Annotated in this window: 13 protein-coding genes, 4 tRNA genes and 1 other RNA gene; 9 read left to right on the top strand and 9 right to left on the bottom strand. The window is 70.8% G+C overall.

What is annotated here, in order from left to right:
- Nucleotides 1-155: 155 nt before the first annotated feature.
- The 3 genes from purL to purS are packed head-to-tail and all read right to left on the bottom strand — an operon-like array spanning nucleotide 156 to nucleotide 3,351.
- Entirely contained in the window at nucleotides 156-2,414 is a 2,259-nt protein-coding gene (gene purL / locus ACIBK4_RS43665) for a phosphoribosylformylglycinamidine synthase subunit PurL (RefSeq protein WP_399004523.1), read from the bottom strand.
- Nucleotides 2,411-3,091, bottom strand: coding sequence for a phosphoribosylformylglycinamidine synthase subunit PurQ (purQ, locus tag ACIBK4_RS43660; protein WP_399004521.1), 681 nt, complete (start codon nucleotides 3,089-3,091; stop codon nucleotides 2,411-2,413). The genes purL and purQ overlap by 4 nt, the downstream gene beginning before the upstream one ends.
- Entirely contained in the window at nucleotides 3,088-3,351 is a 264-nt protein-coding gene (gene purS, locus ACIBK4_RS43655; RefSeq protein ID WP_007383088.1) for a phosphoribosylformylglycinamidine synthase subunit PurS, read from the bottom strand. The genes purQ and purS overlap by 4 nt, the downstream gene beginning before the upstream one ends.
- Before the next feature lie 371 nt (nucleotides 3,352-3,722).
- On the opposite strand from purS, the gene ACIBK4_RS43650 reads away from it, so the two are divergent.
- The 8 genes from ACIBK4_RS43650 (at nucleotide 3,723) to ACIBK4_RS43615 (ending at nucleotide 8,626) form a co-directional block, all read left to right on the top strand.
- Nucleotides 3,723-4,040: an Lsr2 family protein gene (locus ACIBK4_RS43650; RefSeq protein WP_019073805.1), complete on the top strand. Its 318-nt coding sequence runs from the start codon at nucleotides 3,723-3,725 to the stop codon at nucleotides 4,038-4,040.
- Between the two features lie 138 nt (nucleotides 4,041-4,178).
- Nucleotides 4,179-4,250: transfer RNA gene (locus tag ACIBK4_RS43645), tRNA-Gly, on the top strand.
- A gap of 83 nt (nucleotides 4,251-4,333) precedes the next feature.
- Nucleotides 4,334-4,409: transfer RNA gene (locus ACIBK4_RS43640), tRNA-Gly, on the top strand.
- Nucleotides 4,410-4,556: 147 nt separating this feature from the next.
- Nucleotides 4,557-5,498: an ABC transporter ATP-binding protein gene (locus ACIBK4_RS43635; RefSeq protein ID WP_399004519.1), complete on the top strand. Its 942-nt coding sequence runs from the start codon at nucleotides 4,557-4,559 to the stop codon at nucleotides 5,496-5,498.
- Entirely contained in the window at nucleotides 5,495-6,271 is a 777-nt protein-coding gene (locus ACIBK4_RS43630) for an ABC transporter permease (protein WP_399004517.1), read from the top strand. The genes ACIBK4_RS43635 and ACIBK4_RS43630 overlap by 4 nt, the downstream gene beginning before the upstream one ends.
- 17 nt (nucleotides 6,272-6,288) lie before the next feature.
- Complete coding sequence (locus ACIBK4_RS43625; RefSeq protein ID WP_399004515.1) at nucleotides 6,289-7,554, top strand: sensor histidine kinase; 1,266 nt, start codon at nucleotides 6,289-6,291, stop codon at nucleotides 7,552-7,554.
- 358 nt (nucleotides 7,555-7,912) lie between these two features.
- The gene (locus tag ACIBK4_RS43620) at nucleotides 7,913-8,530 is read left to right on the top strand and encodes a response regulator transcription factor (RefSeq protein ID WP_033285109.1); all 618 of its coding nucleotides are present in this window, start codon (nucleotides 7,913-7,915) and stop codon (nucleotides 8,528-8,530) included.
- A 23-nt stretch (nucleotides 8,531-8,553) separates the two neighbouring features.
- A tRNA-Gly gene (locus ACIBK4_RS43615) sits at nucleotides 8,554-8,626 on the top strand.
- Between the two features lie 45 nt (nucleotides 8,627-8,671).
- Here the strand turns inward: ACIBK4_RS43615 and ACIBK4_RS43610 are convergent.
- The 6 genes from ACIBK4_RS43610 to ffs form a co-directional block, all read right to left on the bottom strand.
- Nucleotides 8,672-9,571, bottom strand: coding sequence for a phosphoribosylaminoimidazolesuccinocarboxamide synthase (locus ACIBK4_RS43610; protein ID WP_399004513.1), 900 nt, complete (start codon nucleotides 9,569-9,571; stop codon nucleotides 8,672-8,674).
- Between the two features lie 139 nt (nucleotides 9,572-9,710).
- Nucleotides 9,711-11,222: a N,N-dimethylformamidase beta subunit family domain-containing protein gene (locus ACIBK4_RS43605; protein WP_399004511.1), complete on the bottom strand. Its 1,512-nt coding sequence runs from the start codon at nucleotides 11,220-11,222 to the stop codon at nucleotides 9,711-9,713.
- Nucleotides 11,223-11,466: 244 nt separating this feature from the next.
- Complete coding sequence (locus tag ACIBK4_RS43600) at nucleotides 11,467-13,395, bottom strand: hypothetical protein (RefSeq protein WP_399004666.1); 1,929 nt, start codon at nucleotides 13,393-13,395, stop codon at nucleotides 11,467-11,469.
- A 301-nt stretch (nucleotides 13,396-13,696) separates the two neighbouring features.
- Nucleotides 13,697-14,950 carry a phosphoribosylamine--glycine ligase gene (gene purD / locus ACIBK4_RS43595; RefSeq protein ID WP_399004509.1) on the bottom strand — a complete coding sequence of 418 codons (1,254 nt, stop codon included), beginning with the start codon at nucleotides 14,948-14,950 and terminating at the stop codon, nucleotides 13,697-13,699.
- A 424-nt stretch (nucleotides 14,951-15,374) separates the two neighbouring features.
- Entirely contained in the window at nucleotides 15,375-17,684 is a 2,310-nt protein-coding gene (locus tag ACIBK4_RS43590; protein WP_399004507.1) for a DNA polymerase III subunit gamma and tau, read from the bottom strand.
- Between the two features lie 115 nt (nucleotides 17,685-17,799).
- An RNA gene (gene ffs, locus ACIBK4_RS43585) (signal recognition particle sRNA small type) lies at nucleotides 17,800-17,898 on the bottom strand.
- A gap of 71 nt (nucleotides 17,899-17,969) precedes the next feature.
- Between ffs and ACIBK4_RS43580 the strand changes: the two genes are divergently transcribed.
- Nucleotides 17,970-18,057 (top strand) — tRNA-Ser (locus ACIBK4_RS43580).
- Nucleotides 18,058-18,124: the final 67 nt, after the last annotated feature.

The raw sequence follows: 18,124 nt of genomic DNA, 5'->3' as shown, positions 1-18,124 counted from the left end.
CCGCCGCCGAACTCGCCTATCCCCACCGGTACTTCCACGTCCCCGCTCCCCCGTTCCACGCCCACGAACCGTCGAAGTTAGCACGCGCGAAGGCCCCGCCCGGATCCCGGACAGGGCCTTCACATGCGTGCTTTCCTACGACGGGCTACGACGACCTACGCCAGCAGCGCCGGGATCGTCCCCTCGTGCGCCTCGCGCAGTTCCTCCAGGGAAAGTGCGAACTCGCCCTGGATTTCAACCGAGTTGCCGTCCACTACACCGATGCGCGTGACCGGGAGACCCCTCGCCCCGCACATGTCGTTGAAGCGGAGTTCCTCCGAGCGGGGGATCGCGACTACCGCGCGGCCCGCCGACTCCGAGAACAGGAACGTGAACGCGTCGAGGCCGTCGGGCACGATCAGGCGCGCGCCCTTCTCGCCCAACAGGGCCGATTCCACTACCGCTTGGATCAGACCGCCGTCGGACAGGTCGTGCGCCGAGTCGATCATGCCGTCGCGGGACGCGGAGATCAGGATCTCGGCCAGCAGGCGTTCGCGCTCCAGATCGACCTTCGGGGGCAGGCCGCCGAGGTGGTCGTGGACGACCTGCGACCAGGCCGAACCGCCGAACTCCTCACGCGTGTCGCCGAGGAGGTAGAGCAGCTGCCCTTCCTCCTGGAAGGCGACCGGCGTGCGACGCGCCACGTCGTCGATGACGCCCAACACCGCGACGACCGGGGTCGGGTGGATCGCGACGTCGCCCGTCTGGTTGTAGAGGGAGACGTTGCCGCCCGTCACCGGCGTGCCCAACTGCTGGCAGGCGTCGGCCAGTCCACGGATCGCCTCCGCGAACTGCCACATCACCGCCGGGTCCTCGGGCGAGCCGAAGTTCAGGCAGTCGGAGACCGCGAGGGGCTTCGCGCCCGTCGTGGCCACGTTGCGGTATGCCTCCGAGAGCGCCAACTGCGCGCCCGCGTACGGGTCCAGCTTCGCGTAACGGCCGTTGCCGTCCGTCGCGATGGCGACCCCGAGGCCGGTCTCCTCGTCGATGCGGATCATGCCCGAGTCCTCGGGCTGCGCCAGCACCGTGTTGCCCTGCACGAAGTGGTCGTACTGGGACGTGATCCACTTCTTCGACGCCTGGTTCGGGGACGACACCAGCGCCAGGACCTGGGACTTGAGTTCCTCCGAAGTCCCGGGCCGCGCAAGGTTGTTGGCGTCGTCCGCCTGCAACGCGTCCTGCCAGGACGGGCGGGCGTACGGGCGCTCGTAGACCGGTCCGTCGTGCGCGACCGTGCGCGGGTCGACGTCCACGATCTTGCCGCCGTGCCAGAAGATTTCGAGGCGGTCGCCGTCGGTCACCTCACCGATGACCGTGGCGATGACGTCCCACTTCTCGCAGATCTCCAGGAAGCGGTCGACCTTCGACGGCTCCACGACCGCGCACATCCGCTCCTGCGACTCGCTCATGAGGATTTCCTCGGGCGAGAGCGTGGAGTCGCGGAGGGGGACGTCGTCCAGGGTGACCGTCATGCCGCCTGAGCCGTTCGACGCCAACTCGCTTGTGGCGCAGGAGAGTCCGGCTGCTCCGAGGTCCTGGATGCCGACCACCAGCTTCTCGGCGAAGGCCTCCAGGGTGCACTCGATGAGGAGCTTCTCCTGGAAGGGGTCGCCGACCTGGACCGCGGGGCGCTTCGACGGCTTGGCGTCGTCGAAGGTCTCGCTCGCGAGGATCGACGCGCCGCCGATGCCGTCGCCGCCCGTGCGGGCGCCGTAGAGGATGACCTTGTTGCCCGCGCCGGAGGCCTTCGCGAGGTGGATGTCCTCGTGGCGCATGACGCCGATGGCGCCGGCGTTGACCAGCGGGTTGCCCTGGTAGCAGGCGTCGAAGACGACCTCGCCGCCGATGTTCGGCAGGCCCAGGCAGTTGCCGTAGCCGCCGATGCCCGCGACGACGCCCGGCAGGACGCGCTTGGTGTCGGGGTGGTCGGCCGCGCCGAAGCGCAGGGGGTCCACGACCGCTACCGGGCGGGCGCCCATCGCGATGATGTCGCGCACGATGCCGCCGACGCCCGTGGCCGCGCCCTGGTAGGGCTCGACGTAGGACGGGTGGTTGTGCGACTCCACCTTGAAGGTGACCGCGTAGCCCTGGCCGACGTCGACGACGCCCGCGTTCTCGCCGATGCCGACGAGCAGGGCGTCCGACTGGGGGGCCTTCTCGCCGAACTGGCGGAGGTGGACCTTGGAGGACTTGTACGAGCAGTGCTCGGACCACATGACCGAGTACATGGCGAGTTCGGCGCCGGTGGGACGGCGGCCGAGGATCTCGACCACGCGCTCGTACTCGTCCTTCTTCAGGCCGAGTTCGGCCCAGGGCAGCTCGACGTCGGGGGTCTCGGCCGCGTGCTCGACCGTGTCCAGAGGCGTCCGGCTCATGCGTTGACCAGCTTCTTGAGGATCGAGGTGAAGAAGGGGAGGCCGTCGGTGCGGCCGGACCCGACGAGCGGCTCGACCGCGTGCTCGGGGTGCGGCATGAGGCCTACGACGTTTCCGGCGGCGTTCGTGATGCCGGCGATGTCCCGGAGGGAACCGTTCGGGTTCACGTCGAGGTAGCGGAAGACGACGCGGCCCTCCGCCTCCAGCTCGTCGAGCGTGTGCTCGTCGGCGACGTAGCGGCCGTCCATGTTCTTCAGCGGGATGTGGATCTCCTGGCCGGACGTGTAGTCGCTGGTCCAGGCGGTGCCCGCGTTCTCCACCCGCAGTTTCTGGTCACGGCAGATGAAGTGCAGGTGGTTGTTGCCGAGCATCGCGCCGGGGAGAAGGTGCGCTTCGGTGAGGATCTGGAAGCCGTTGCAGATTCCGAGGACGGGGAGTCCCGACTTCGCCTGCTCGATGACCGTCTCCATCACCGGCGAGAAACGGGAGATGGCACCCGCGCGCAGATAGTCGCCGTAGGAAAAACCGCCCGGGAGGACGACCGCGTCGACCTGGTGGAGGTTCTTGTCCTTGTGCCAGAGGGCTACCGGTTCGGCACCGGCGAGACGGATCGCGCGCTGCGTGTCGCGGTCGTCCAGGCTGCCGGGGAAAGTGACGACGCCAATACGAGCGGTCACTTGGCCGCCTCCGCCACTTCTTCCACCTTGACGGTGAAGTCCTCGATCACCGTGTTGGCGAGGAAGGATTCCGCAAGATCGTGGATGCGGGCGAGCGCGGCCTCGTCGACCGGTCCGTCAACTTCCAGTTCGAATCGCTTTCCCTGACGTACGTCGGAGATCCCGTCGAATCCCAGACGCGGCAGTGCGCGCTGCACCGCCTGGCCCTGGGGGTCGAGGATCTCCGGCTTGAGCATGACGTCGACTACGACGCGTGCCACGGGCACTCCCGGTGGTGTGGTGCTGAGCAGGTCCCTGCAAGTGACTTCAGACTACCTGCACAAAATTTCTACGCGGGTAGAGTTGTAGGAATCTACGTGATGACCATCACGATCCGGTGTCGGGCAGGGGTCTTCACGAAAAGTTCAGGGAAAGATCCCGGATCGATCCCGGTTCCCTATTGCGCCAAGACACGCGGGAAGATTTAGTCGGGCTTCACATTGCATTGCCGGGCACTGTACAAATGAATTGGCAATAGCCGATACTTTGCCCATTAACAGGCGGACAGTCGACATCTCCGCACCTCCGTGACGTCTCCGTGCGTCCCCGCGGATAGTGCGGTTTCAGGTGTCGCACGAAGGGACCGATATTCGTGGCGCAGAAGGTCGTGGTCACTCTCTTTGACGACATCGACGGCTCGGAAGCGGCGGAAACGATCGCCTTCGGGCTCGACGGCAAGTCGTACGAGATCGACCTGAATCAAGCCAATGCCAAGAAACTGCGTAAGGCGCTCGCGCCCTACGTGGACGCAGGTCGCAAGCGGTCGAGGTCGGGCAAGGCCTACCGCCAGACCGAGGTGGCACCCGACCCGGCGGCCGTCCGGGCCTGGGCCCAGGCGAACAAGATGGACGTGCCGGCACGCGGACGCATCCCCAAGAAGGTCTACGAGGCGTTCGCCGCCGCGCAGTAGGCGGACCGTGCGACAGCTGGGCCGACGGCCGGTCACCGGCCCCTCGGGACAACCGACTTGCGCTGCACCCCTCCTGGTCAGCTAGAGTTCGGAGCACGCCGAGGGGCGAGGCCGAAAGGCCCAGCTCACGGAGTACATGCGGGTGTAGTTCAGTAGCAGAACATCCCCCTTCCAGGGGGAAGGCGCAGTGTGCAATTCCTGTCACCCGCTCTGCAGCATCACCGTTCGGACCACTCTTGTGGATCGGGTAGGCTGGTGCTCGCGCCGATCAGTGAGAGCTGGTCGGAGGCAATGCGGACGTAGCTCAGTTGGTAGAGCGCAACCTTGCCAAGGTTGAGGTCGCCAGTTCGAACCTGGTCGTCCGCTCCAGCGAAAAACCCCGGTCCACTGGACTGGGGTTTTTGCTGTACCCAGTGCCCGATGCGCGTCAACAGATCATCCCCGTCTGACATTTGTCATGCCGAGTGATGACACCGCGCACTGCTCCCGAGCCTCCTTCGCCGGGACGCTGAAGTCATGGACACCAACGAACACGAACACGTGATTGAGGTCACTGACCTACGCCGTGTGTACGGGGGCGGGTTCGAGGCTGTGCGGGGGATCACGTTCTCCGTGCGGCGCGGGGAGGTCTTCGCGCTTCTGGGCACCAATGGCGCGGGCAAGACGTCCACGGTCGAACTTCTCGAAGGGCTCGCGCCGGCGTCCGGCGGGCGGGTGCGCGTCCTGGGGCACGATCCCTACCGCGAGCGGGCCGCCGTACGGCCGCGGACCGGGGTGATGTTGCAGGAGGGCGGGTTTCCGTCCGAGCTGACGGTCGCGGAGACCACGCGGATGTGGGCCGGGTGCACGAGCGGGGCGCGGCCCGAGGCCGAGGCGCTCGGTCTTGTCGGGCTCGCGCGGCGGGCGGACGTACGGGTGAAGCAGTTGTCCGGGGGTGAACGGCGGCGGCTCGATCTGGCGCTGGCGCTGCTCGGGGAGCCTGAGGTGCTGTTTCTCGATGAGCCGACGACAGGGCTCGACGCCGAAGGGCGGCGGGATACATGGGAGTTGGTGCGTGCGCTGCGGGACGGCGGGACGACCGTGCTGCTGACCACGCACTACCTGGAGGAGGCGGAGGGGCTCGCCGACCGGCTCGCGATTCTGAGCGAGGGGCGGATCGCGGTCACCGGGACACCGGCCGAGGTGACGGCGGGGCGGCCGTCGCGGATCTCGTTCGAATTGCCCTCGGGTTATTTCGTGGGGGATCTGCCGCCGCTCGGTGAGCTGGGGGTCGTCCGGCACGAGGTGGCGGGGAGGGTCGTACGGCTGGAGACGCATGAGTTGCAGCGGGCGGCCACCGGGTTGTTGGTGTGGGCCGAGGGGGCGCGGATCGAACTGCGGCGGCTTGAGGTGCGGTCGGCCTCGCTGGAAGAGGCGTTTCTGGGGATCGCGCGGGAGCAGCAGGAGGTGTCGGTATGAGTGCCCCGATGACTACTCCGGCCGGGCGGTTGCGGGCGCTGGGGCGGGCCGAGCTGGCGTTGCTGGGGCGGAATCGGAGTGCGGTCGTCACGGCGTTGCTCGTGCCGCTCGCGCTGCCGTTCAGCGTGCGGCCGGCCGTCGATCAGATGGATCTCAAGGGGGAGGGGCTGTCGGTAGGGGCGGTGATGCTCACGGCGGCGATCGGGTTCTCGCTGCTCTTCGCCGTGTACTCGTCGCTGGTGAGCGCGTTCGTCGCGCGGCGGGAGGAGTTGGTTCTGAAGCGGTTGCGGACCGGGGAGCTGGGCGACCCCGAGATCCTCGCCGGTACCGCGCTGCCGTCGGTGTGCCTCGGGTTCGTGCAGTCCGTGTTGCTGGCGGTGGCGTGTGTGCTGCTGCTGGACGCGGGGGCGCCCGCGATGCCTCAACTCGTCGTCGTAGGGCTGCTGTTCGGGCTCTTCCTGTCCGCCGCGCTGGCCGCCCTCACGGCGAGCGTGACCAGGACGGCGGAGAGCGCGCAGGTGACCGCGTTGCCGGTGCTGTTCGCGTCCATGCTCGGGTCCGGGATCATCATTCCGCTGCCGCTCCTGCCCGACCGGGTCGCGGACGTTTGCCGGTTCCTGCCCCTCTCCCCCGCGATCCGGCTGATCAGCGGCGGCTGGAACGGCGACCTGTCCGGCTACGACGCCCTCGGCGCCGTCCTGACCGCACTGGCCTGGACCGTCCTCGCGGTGTTTGCTGTACGGCGGTGGTTCCGGTGGGAGCCGCGGCGCTGAGGTACGGGGACCATGTGATGCGGGCGACGGGCGGCTGGTGGGGGCGGAAGAGCACGCCCGGGAAGGTCGAGACGTACACGCGGTGGTCCTTCCACTTCTTCGCGGTGGTCGAGGTCGCGGCCGTCGGGCTGCCGGCCTTCGCGCAGGCCGGGACCGGGCTCGCGGCCTGGCTGCCGGCGGTCGTGACCGTGCACGCCGTGCTCTGTTCCCGGACCGCCTCCCAGGCCCTCGACTGGACCCGCGGCAGACGTGAGCAGCCCGTACGGCTGCTGGGGGCGCTCGGCACGGTCACCGCGCTGATCGTCGTCGGCTCGGTCGTCCTCTCGGAGCGGGGCCCCGGCGGGGAGCATGTGGCGGCCGCCGCGAACACGGTCTTCGTGGGGGTGCTGAGTTTCGGCGCCGGCACGCTCACGCTGGGGGTCCGCGGCCGGTGGCACGTCCTCGCGGTCGTGGCGGGGAGCGTGGCCGGCGCGCTGCTCGTGCAGCTCCCGCTGGGCGTGGCCGCCCCCGCCGCGCTCGGCACCGCGTTCGCCGTCCTCGTCACCTGCGGCGGCCTCGCCTTCACCTCCGTCTTCTCCGTCTGGCTCCTCGACGCCGTCTACGAACTCGACGAGGCCCGCGAGACCCGGGCCCGCCTCGCCGTCGCCGAGGAACGGCTCCGGTTCGGGCGCGACCTCCACGACGTCATGGGCCGCAACCTGTCGGTGATCGCCCTGAAGAGCGAGCTGGCGGTGCAACTGGCTCGGCGGGGGCGCACCGAGGCCGTGGAGCAGATGATCGAGGTCCAGCGGATCGCGCGGGAGTCGCAGCGGGAGGTGCGGGATGTCGTACGGGGTTACCGCGAGGCCGACCTACGCCTCGAACTGGCGGGCGCACAAGGCGTGTTGGCCGCCGCGGGCATCGAGTGCGAGGTGACCGGCGACGCGGCGGGGCTGCCGGTCGAGGTGCAGTCGGCGCTCGGGTGGGTGGTGCGCGAGGCGACGACGAACGTGCTGCGGCACGGGGATGCGGGGCGGTGCGTGGTGGGGGTGCGGGTGGATGGGGGGCGGGTGGCTGGGGGGCGGGTTGTGCTCACCGTCGAGAACGACGGGGCGAAGGTCGGCGACGGGGGCGGGGGTGAGGTGTCCGAGGGCAGCGGTGGGGCCGGGCTGATCGGGCTGCGGGAGCGACTGACCGCGATCGGGGGCGAGTTGGAGGCGGGGGCTGTGGACGGTGACCGGTTCCGGGTGGTGGCCACGGTGCCGCTGCCTTCGGCGACGGGGGTGGAGGGGGGCACCTCATGACCGGGTTGCGTGTCCTACGTCCGCTGGGTGCCGGGTGCTGTGAGCGGGGCAGGGTGCCGGGTGATCGGGGGCGGCGTACGACTTCTGGCGGCTGTGAGCGAGCGCGGCTCACGGTCGGCACGGCCGTTCCGGCGCGCTGTGAGCAGGGCCGGATGCCCGGCGGCCGGGGACGTCGTACAACTTCTGGCGATTGTGAGCGAGGACGGCTCACCATCGCCACGGCCATCCCGCCGCGCAGTGAGCAGGGCCGGATGACCGGCGACCGGGAACGTCGTACAACTCCCGCCGGCCGCGAGCGAGGGCGGCTCACCATCGCCCGGCCTGCCCGTCCCCTCCCCACCTCGATCAGGAGCACCCCATGACCGGCCCCGTCGTACGACTGCTGCTCGCCGATGATGAGCACCTCATTCGGGGGGCGCTTGCCGCTCTGCTCGGGCTTGAGGACGATCTCGTCGTCGTGGCCGAGGCGGCTACCGGGCCCGAGGCGTTGGCGATGGCTCGGGCGCATGAGCCGGATGTGGCTGTGCTGGATCTTCAGATGCCGGGGGCGGACGGTGTGAAGGTGGCCACATCGTTGCGGGCCGAGCTGCCCGGGTGTCGGGTGTTGATCGTGACCGGGCATGGGCGGCCCGGGCATCTCAAGAGGGCGCTTGCTGCTGGGGTGCGGGGGTTCGTGCCGAAGACTGTTAGCGCGCAGCGGCTTGCCGAGATTATTCGTACCGTGCATGCCGGGAATCGTTATGTCGACCCGGAGTTGGCCGCCGACGCGATCTCCGCCGGGGACTCGCCGCTGACCGCCCGTGAGGCCGAGGTGCTGGAGTTGGCCGCCGACGGGGCGCCGGTCGCGGAGATCGCCGAACGGGCCGCGCTCTCGCAGGGCACCGTGCGGAACTATCTCTCCTCCGCCGTCTCGAAACTCGGTGCCGAGAACCGTCATACGGCAGTGCGTCTCGCACGCGAGCGAGGTTGGGTATAGTTGCTCTCGCGCCACGGCGCAGCGCGGACGTAGCTCAGTTGGTAGAGCGCAACCTTGCCAAGGTTGAGGTCGCCAGTTCGAACCTGGTCGTCCGCTCAAGACGAAGACCCCGGTCCAGTGGACCGGGGTCTTCTCGTGTGCCTAGCTCCAGCTCAGGCCCGTCAGGCGCTCGTACGCCTCGATGTACTTCGCGCGGGTCGCGTCCACGACCTGCTGCGGCAACGCCGGCGGGGGCTGCTCGCTCTTGCGGTCCCAGCCCGACTCCGGCCCGGTCAGCCAGTCGCGCACGAACTGCTTGTCGTACGACGGCTGCGCGCGCCCCGGCTCCCACTCCTCGGCCGGCCAGAAACGGGACGAGTCCGGGGTGAGGACCTCGTCGGCGGCGATCAGGGTCTCGCCGTCGTAGCCGAACTCGAACTTCGTGTCCGCGAGGATGATCCCCCGGTCACGCGCGATGTCCCGGGCCCGGCCGTACACCGCGAGGGTCGCCTGACGCAGCTGCGCGGCGGTCTCGGCACCGACCTGCCGGGCGACCTCCTCGTACGACACGTTCTCGTCGTGCTCCCCTACGGCCGCCTTCGTCGCCGGGGTGAAGATCGGGGCCGGGAGTTCGCTGCCGTCGACCAGGCCCTCGGGGAGGGCGAGGCCGCAGACCGTGCGGGTGTCGTTGTACTCCAGCAGGCCGGAGCCGGTGAGGTAGCCGCGGGCCACGCATTCCACCGGGACCATCTTGAGGGACTTGCAGATGAGGGTGCGGCCTGCCCAGTCGGCGGGGGCGCCCGGCGGGAGGTCGGTGCTGAGGACGTGGTTGGGGACCAGGTCGGCGAGCTGGTCGAACCACCAGAGCGAGAGCTGCGTGAGGACGCGGCCCTTGTCGGGGATCTCCGTGGGCAGTACCCAGTCGTACGCGGAGATGCGGTCGCTGGCGACCATCACGAGCTCGCCCGCCTCGTTCTGGTACAGCTCGCGCACCTTGCCGGTGTGGAGGTGCGTCAGGCCGGGAACCTGGAGCGGCTCGGGCTTTTCTACGAATCCGGACACGGGTTCCTCCAGTAAGTCTCTCCAACTGGCTCGATTGTCCCGTATGCGCGGCCGGCCTCTGGTCGCGGGGTTGGCCGACCGCTGGTCGCGGGGTCAGTGGGGTGCTGGTACGTGAGGTCAGTCGTGCTGGTACGTGAGGTCAGTCGTGCTTGCAGATGCGGTCCAGGAGGTTGGCCGTGGCGCGCTGGATACGGGCGTCCACATGGCCGGGGCGGTCCAGGGACGGCGACCAGGCGAAGGTGCCGGAGGCGAAGACGAGGGAGCCGGAGGGGGCGCGGTAGAGGGACGTCTCCTGGTGGCGCAGGGCGCCGTCGCCGTCCGCGTACGGGGAGTGGGCGAGCAGGATGCGCTCCTCGTGCTCGGGGAGCTGGGTGCGCGGGAAGTACCGGTCGGCCTCGCCCGCGACCAGGCCCTCGATCGGGTCGCCCTCGCCGGCGCCGGTCGCCTCCCACAACCAGTGGTCGGCGTTGCGCACGATCAGCGGGGACGGCTCGGGCACCCGGCCCGCGTACTGGATGCCCACCAACTGCTGTTCCGGGCGGTCGACTTCGCGCCACAGCACCGGTTTGCCCGGGCCCCTGCGCTTGCGGCAGGTCAGGAGGCGGTCGGGGACGCCGGACGGGGACGGGCCCAACTCCACTTGCCAGTACATGGTGTTGGCGGAGAGGAAGACGAGGGACGTGCCGTGGTCGCGGGCGCGTTCGACGGTACGGCGCATCTGTGTCGACCAGTACTCGTCGTGGCCCGGGAAGACCAACCCCCGGTATTTGGTGGGGTCTACGCGTCCTGAGTGCAGGTCGCGGGCGTCGGCGTAGGCGAGGTCGTAGCCGTAGCGCTCGGCCCAGCGGATGAAGTCGTAGGCGTGGCCGACGTGCAGGGGCAGGCCCGCGCCCGCGTACGGGCGGTCGAAGGAGACCGTCGTCGCGGCCTCGGACTCGCCGAGGAGGCGGCCGTCGCCGTCCCACGCGTGGTAGAGGCTCGCGCCGGTGTGGCCGTCCTCCGGGTAGAGGTTGTAGGCCTGCCAGGTGATGTCCGGCAGGAGGAGGAGCAGGTCGGCCGGGTGGCTGTCGCGGACCGTGAACGGGATGTGCGAGCGGTAGCCGTCGGCGGTGGTGAGGACGGCCACGTACGCGCCGATGCTCCAGTAACTCGGGATCTGCAGGCGCCAGGACAGCCACCAGTGGTGGCAGGAGACCGTGCGGTCGGCGGCGAGCGGCGGGGGCTGCACGATGCCCGAGAGGCGCGGGCTGGTGGTGATCTTTGCCGCGCCGTCACCGCCGTAGTGGCCGATGCGGTACACGTCCACGGCGAACTCCTGGGGCGGATCGACCGTGACATGGAAGTCGAGCGCCTCGCCGGGGGCGACCGCGCTGGCGGAGGTGAATCCCTTGATCTGGCGGCGGACGTCGTCGGCGGAGCGCGGGCCGCCGCCGTCGGACGCGCGCGGGGCGGGGACCTTGAGGGCGTTTCCGCCGCGGGTGCGGGGGGTGTGCGCCGGGGTCGGGTCCACGTACCAGGGGACGACGTGGCCGGTGTCGTCGAAGTACGTCTCGCTGCCCCGGAGCCAGGGGACGGGGCCCTGACCGAAGGGGTCCGTGACGGCGTGCGCCAGCGCTCCCGACTCCCAGCGGCGGATCTGCTCCGACCCCATGGTCGCTCCCCTCCTTCGTGCCCCCGTGGTGGTCCTTCGTCCAACTGTCGTATGCCGTAAGCCTTTGCCACGTACGGGACGGCATACGGGACGGCATACGGGATCGGTCCCAGCACATCACATTAAGCACGCACACTGTCACTGGTCGTTGCCAATTGACCAAAAGTGGAGCCCATGATTCCGATACGGATGGGTGGCCGAGTGGTGGGGGGAGGGTGCGCTCGGCGGTCGTGTGGCTCGGGTGTCAGACCAGCCGTACCGGCTTCTCCGGGCGTATGCCGAGGTCGATCAGCCACGCCTGCAGCGGGGCCGGGTCGCCGTCCTCCACGAGGCTGAGCACCCTCGGGGCGAGATCGGCCGCCCTTTCGCCGTTGACCAGCAGCGTCGGGCCGTCGAGCCAGTCCAGGCCGGGCAGCGCGCCGGCGGTGTCCATCGCAGCGCAGCACACCATCGCCGTGACGTGGTCGGCGAGCAACTCCCGTCCGGTGCGCGGAGGTTGGAGCGGGAAGAGGGGGAGCGCGGTGTCGTCCCAGAGCCCGGTGTCGGGGCCCTGCCCTGGCGGGGCCGAACCGGTCGGCGGGGTCGCCGCCTCCTCGCGCGCCAACTCCGCGGTGAGGCCTGCGGCGAGGGCCGCGCTGTGCGGGGAGCAGCTTTCGCCGAGCTCTTCTTCGTCGTCGGCCATCGCCTTGTAGGGCTCGGGGTCGGGGTGGGGAGCCTCTTCCGACTCCGGGCGCGGCTCGAACTCCTCGCGTGGGACTTCCAGTTCGGCGGGGGCGGACGGGTCGTCGACGCCGGCGTCCGTCCCGTACGGGTCGGTGGTGCCGTCGGCCTCCCCGTACCGCCCGTACCGCCCGTACTGGTCGTCGCCAGCCGCTGTCGTCGCCGTCGGGTCGGTCAGGTGGTCCACCACTCGGGCCAGGGTCGGGGCGTCGTGGTGGGGCGGGGTGGGGTCGGGGGCGCGGCGGACGCCGAGGGTGTCGAGGACGCGGTGGAGGCGGGCCGCGTCGGTGCGCCATTTGCGGTCGACGACCTCCTCCGGGTACTCCTGCCAGTCCACCGGCGCCCAGTCGGGACCGGTCTCGGCGGGGCCGCCGTGGAAGAGGCGGGCGGCGAGGAGCGAGGTCGCCTCGTCGATCGTGCCGGGCTCTTCGAGCAGGTCACAGGCGGGACGCTCGCCGAGCCGCGAGGCGAAACCCTCGGCCAGGCGGTCGCGCCGGGACAGCTCGGTGAGCGCCGCGACGACGCCCGCGTCCAGCCGGGACGGCCAGCGGCCCATCCGCCACGCGGGCAGCGCGACCCGGGTGAGCAGCCGGTCCCAGCCCGCGTACGCCAGACCCACCTGTTCCTGCGCGACGATCCGCAGCCCGTAATCCACAGCCTGTGCACGCTCGGCGGCCGCGGCGGCCACGCCCCGCTCCATCTCGGCCGCGTGCCCCCGGCAACTGCGCAGCAGCAGCCGGGCGACCCAGCCGACACCGGCGAGCACCGAACGGAACACGGGCCCGCGAGGCGCCGAGGTCACGGCCACCGCCGCGTCAAGGCCCCGTACGAATCGGCGGGCCGCGGCTATGTCCGGGTGCGCGGAGGGACCCGTACCGGCGACGACCGGCGCGAGCACCGCGCGCAGCTCACCGACCCGCATCCACCACAGGAACGGCGAGCCGATGACGAGGACGGGCGAGGCCGCCGTACGACGGGAACGGCCCGGGGTGAGGCCCCGTACGCCGGTGATCTCGTCGCGGTTCTCCTGCGGGGGCGGGCCGTGGGCCGGGTGGGTGCGGTCCTCCAGCCAGCTGTCGCAGTCCGGGGTGAGCGCTATCGCGGAGGGGGCGGGGACGTCGAGGCGGTCGGCGAGGTCGCGGACCAGGCGGTACAGGTCGGGGGCCGACTCCTCGGCGATCGCGACCGTAGGACTCACGGCGGGGCGGGCCCGCGCGACGACCAGCGCGATGGCGCCGGCGGCGAGCAGTACGACGACGGCGGCGACGCTCATGATCCAGCGGGAGAGGTCCCAGCCCCGGCCCACGAGGTGGCCGGTGGAACCGCCTGCCAGCAGGATCACCGCGACGGCCGCGGGCAACAGGGCGACGGCCAGCGCCCGGCTGCGGATCCGCAGCACGGCCAAGGCCCGGGAACGCGCCGCCTGCGCGCCCGCCTCCACACCCACACCCATACCGGTCACGACCGGACCTCACCCCCTCCGTGCTGTCCCGCTCTGCTGGCGTTGCTCACTCCCCCACTGTGGCACCCGCCACTGACATCGCAATGCCGGTGGGCCAAGTGCCGGAACGCTTGCGCCGCACCATAGTTGGGGCCCCGGTCCCCGTCAGCCGGTTGGGGCATCGGTCACTCGATGGAATGGCTCAGGGGAAAGGTGGATGACAGAGGGCAAGGATCAGGCCCCGAATCGTGAGACGGATTCGGGGCCTGTCGGGTTTATCGGTGGGCTTAACCGTTGGGCGGGGGGCTTGGGGTTACTCGCCCGTCGCCGCCTTCGCCGCGATGTCCGTGCGGTGCTGTGAGCCGTCGAGACGGACCCGGGCCACGGCCGCGTACGCACGCTCGCGGGCCTCGGTGAGGTCCGCGCCGGTCGCCGTGACGGACAGGACGCGGCCGCCCGCGCTGACGACGTCGTCGCCGTCGTACTTCGTCCCGGCGTGCAGCACGTACGCGTGCGGGGCGTCCTGCGCGGCCACCTCGTCGAGGCCGGTGATCGGGTCGCCGGTGCGGGGGGTGCCCGGGTAGTTGTGCGAGGCGATGACCACGGTGACCGCGGCGTCCTCGCTCCAGCGCAGGGGGGCCAGGTCGTCGAGGGTGCCGTCGGCGGCGGCGAGCAGGACGCCGGCCAGCGGGGTCTTCAGACGGGCCAGGACCACCTGGGTCTCCGGGTCGCCGAAACGGGCGTTGAACTCGATGACCCGGACGCCGCGACTGGTGATCGCGAGGCCGGCGTAGAGGAGGCCGGAGAAGGGAGTCCCGCGGCGGCGCATCTCGTCGACGGTCGGCTGGAGGACGGTTTGGAGTACTTCCTCCACCAGCTTCGGGTCGGCCCACGGCAGCGGGGAGTACGCGCCCATGCCGCCGGTGTTCGGGCCCTCGTCGCCGTCGAGCGCGCGCTTGAAGTCCTGCGCGGGCTGGAGCGGGACGACGGTGACGCCGTCGGTGATCGCGAAGAGGGAGACCTCGGGGCCGTCGAGGAACTCCTCGATGACGACCCGCTCGCAGGCGTTGGCGTGCGCCTTCGCGGCGTCGAGGTCGTCTGTGACTACGACACCCTTGCCCGCGGCCAGTCCGTCGTCCTTCACGACGTACGGCGCACCGAAGGCGTCGAGGGCCTCGTCGACCTCTTCCGGGGTCGTGCAGACGTAGGAGCGGGCGGTCGGCACACCGGCTGCGGCCATGACTTCCTTGGCGAAAGCCTTGGAACCCTCCAGCTGCGCGGCTTCCCCGGAGGGGCCGAACACCGGGATGCCCGCCTCGCGTACGGCGTCGGCGACCCCGGCGACGAGGGGTGCCTCCGGGCCGACCACGACCAGCTCGGCGCCGAGCTCTGTCGCCAGTGCGGCTACGGCTGCGCCGTCGAGGGGGTCGACCTGGTGCAGCTCGGCCACCTCTGCGATGCCGGCGTTGCCGGGGGCGCAGTGCAGGGCGGTGACGTTGGGGTCGTTGGACAGGGAGTGGCACAGGGCGTGTTCGCGGGCGCCGGTACCGATGACGAGGACCTTCACGGGGGTCAGCCTAGGTCACGGGGAGGGTGAGGTGGGTCGGGGTGGGGGGTGGTCGGGGGCGGGGTGCGGGTGAGGGCGGGGTTACGGGCCGGGGTGGGGGTGAGGGTTGGACGGGGGTGGGAGCGGGGTTGCGGTCGGGGCGGGGGTGGGGGGGTTTGGGTTGTGTGCAGAGTGCGGGTGAGTGGGGGGTTGGGTTGTGTGCCGGGTGCGGGTGGGTGGGGGCTGGGCGCGCAGTTCCCCGCGCCCCTGAGGGCGATGGGGTGGGCGGGGTGGAGGGGTGGGGGTGCCTCGGGTGCCCCTTGGCCTGGATCGCCTCGGCCTTGGAATGAATGTCCTCGGCCTTTGGCCTGGATGACCCTGCCCTAGGCCCTGAATTGGATGGCCTCGGGTGTTGGGGCGCGGTGTCGGGGCGCTGTTGGGGCGGCTACTCGTTGGTGAACTCCTCCATCACCGTGGCTCCCAGTTCTCTGACGATCAGTTCGTGGCCGGAGAGGGCTGACTCGTCGAGGTCGGGGTCGTCGTCCTCGGCGGTGTCGTCCTCGGCGGAGACCGTGCGGGGGGCGGGAGTTGGGGAGGGAGGGACAGGGGGTGGGGGTTGGGTGGAGGCCTGTGCCGGGGGTGGGGTCGTCGGGTTCGTGGGTGTGGATGTGGGGGTGGGCTGGGGGGATGCCGGGCGGGGGGCGGCGGGTGCAGCGGGGGCCGGGGCGCCGTAGCCGCCGGACGGCGCGCCGCCGTAGCCGCCCGCTGCCGAACCGACACCGCCACCGCCGTAGGAACCGCCCGGCTGCGGGGGCGGGGTGCCGCCGCCCGACGGGTCCACGACCGCGTCGATCTTCCACTGGACGTTGAACTGCTCGGACAGCGCCTGCTTCAGTACGTCCTCGCTGCCGCTGCTGTTGAAGTTGTCCCGGGCACCGGCGTTGACGAAGCCGATCTGGAGGGTCGTGCCGTCGAAACCGGTGACCTGCGCGTTCTGGCTGAGCAGGATCCAGGTGAAACGGCGGCGGTTCTTCACCACTTCCAGGATGTTCGGCCAGAGCATGCGGGGGTCGAGGCCGCCGGCCGGGGGTGGGGTGGGGGCGGCTTGGGTCGGGGGCGCGGACTGGGGCGCGGGGGCCTGTACGGAGGCGGGGGCGGGGGTGTTGTGAGCCGGGGCAGGGGGTTGTCCGCCGCCCGCCGGGGTCGCCGTGGGCCAGCCGCCGGGGCGCCGACCGCTGCCTGCGGCGGTGGCGGTGGGCCAGGCGCCGGGGGTGGGAGCGGGGGCAGGGGCCGGGGCCTGGGGTTGTGCTTGGGGCTGGGGGTGTTGGGGTTCCGGGGTGGGTGGGGCCGGTTGGGCGTAGGCGGCCGGGCCGGGGGGCTGCTCCGGCGGCGTCGCTGGTGGGGTCGTAACGGCGAAGGGGACTGGTGCGGCGCCGGGTGCGCCTGGGCCTCGTACGGCTGCTCGCGCGGCGGCGGCGCCACCCCCCGGCGGGACGGGGGCGTGGGCCTGGACAGGGGCCTGCGCGTGGGCATGGGCGTGGGCGTCGGGTCCGGGGACGTAGCCCATGGCGGGCGCACCCCCGCCACCCGCGAAGTTGACGCCCCGCTCCAGTCGGTCGAGGCGGGCCATGACCGACTGTTCGTCGCCGTAGGCGGCGGGGAGCATGACGCGGGCGCAGATCAGCTCTAGTTGGAGGCGGGGGGACGTGGCGCCGCGCATCTCCGTGAGGCCGGTGTTGACGAGGTCGGCGGCGCGGCTGAGTTCGGCGGCGCCGAAGGTGCCTGCCTGGGCCTGCATGCGTTCGAGGACGTCGGTGGGGGCGTCGATGAGGCCCTTGTCGAGGGCGTCCGGGACGGCGGCGAGGATCACCAGGTCGCGGAGGCGCTCCAGCAGGTCGGCGACGAAACGGCGCGGGTCGTTGCCGCCGTCGATGATGCGGTCGACGACTTCGAAGGCGGCGGCGCCGTCACCAGTGGCGAAGGCCTCGACGACGGAGTCGAGCAGCGAGGCGTCGGTGTAGCCGAGGAGGGAGGTGGCCATGGCGTACGTCACACCGTCGGTGCTGGCGCCGGCGAGCAACTGGTCCATGACGGACATGGAGTCACGCACGGAACCGGCGCCGGCGCGCACGACGAGAGGCAGGACGCCGTCCTCGACCGGGATGTTCTCCTGCCCGCAGACCTGCCCGAGGTACTCGCGGAGGGTGCTGGGCGGCACGAGCCGGAAGGGATAGTGGTGCGTCCGCGAGCGGATCGTGCCGATGACCTTCTCGGGTTCGGTGGTCGCGAAGATGAACTTGAGGTGCTCCGGGGGCTCTTCGACGACCTTGAGCAGCGCGTTGAAGCCGGCCGACGTGACCATGTGGGCCTCGTCGATGATGTAGATCTTGTAACGGCTGCTCGCGGGCCCGAAGAACGCCTTCTCGCGCAGCTCACGGGCGTCGTCCACACCACCGTGCGACGCGGCGTCGATCTCGATGACGTCGATGGAACCGGGGCCGTTACGCGCGAGGTCGCGGCAGGACAGGCACTCGCCGCAGGGCGTGGGCGTGGGGCCCTTCTCGCAGTTCAGACACCGGGCCAGGATGCGCGCGCTCGTGGTCTTGCCGCAGCCTCGCGGCCCGCTGAACAGGTACGCGTGATTGACCCGGTTGTTCCGCAGCGCCTGCTGCAACGGGTCGGTGACATGTTCCTGCCCGATGACCTCGGCGAACGACTCCGGGCGATAGCGGCGGTAGAGCGCGAGAGACGACACGCGTACGAGGTTATAGGCGCCCACTGACAACGGGGGCCGCCGACAAGATCCACGGAGGCGCTCCCCGTCCCGGGAACGACTGCGAGCGATTGGGGACGGCCGGGAAACGGCCGGGAACGCAAGCGCCCCCCACGCACCCGCCAGAGCCAACCTACCCTTGCTGCCTTCCGGCCCTGGGGGAGTTCAGTCAGATAGCGCCGCGTGAGGGGCTCCGCACAGGCTACAGGATCTGAGCGGGGGGAACGAGTTCGCGAGCACTCCTCAACGTCTTGTATTGTTTGCCGCGGAGGATTCGCCTAGTGGCCTAGGGCGCACGCTTGGAAAGCGTGTTGGGGGCAACCCCTCACGAGTTCGAATCTCGTATCCTCCGCCAGTGCCTCACCGGGCACGATGTCGAAGGGCCCCGCTGTTCGCAGCGGGGCCCTTCGTCGTTGTCCGTC

This window comes from Streptomyces sp. NPDC050528 (assembly GCF_044457795.1).
Classification (GTDB): domain Bacteria; phylum Actinomycetota; class Actinomycetes; order Streptomycetales; family Streptomycetaceae; genus Streptomyces.
Note: the sequence above shows the minus strand (reverse complement) of the source record. Positions and strands in the feature narration are given on the sequence as shown.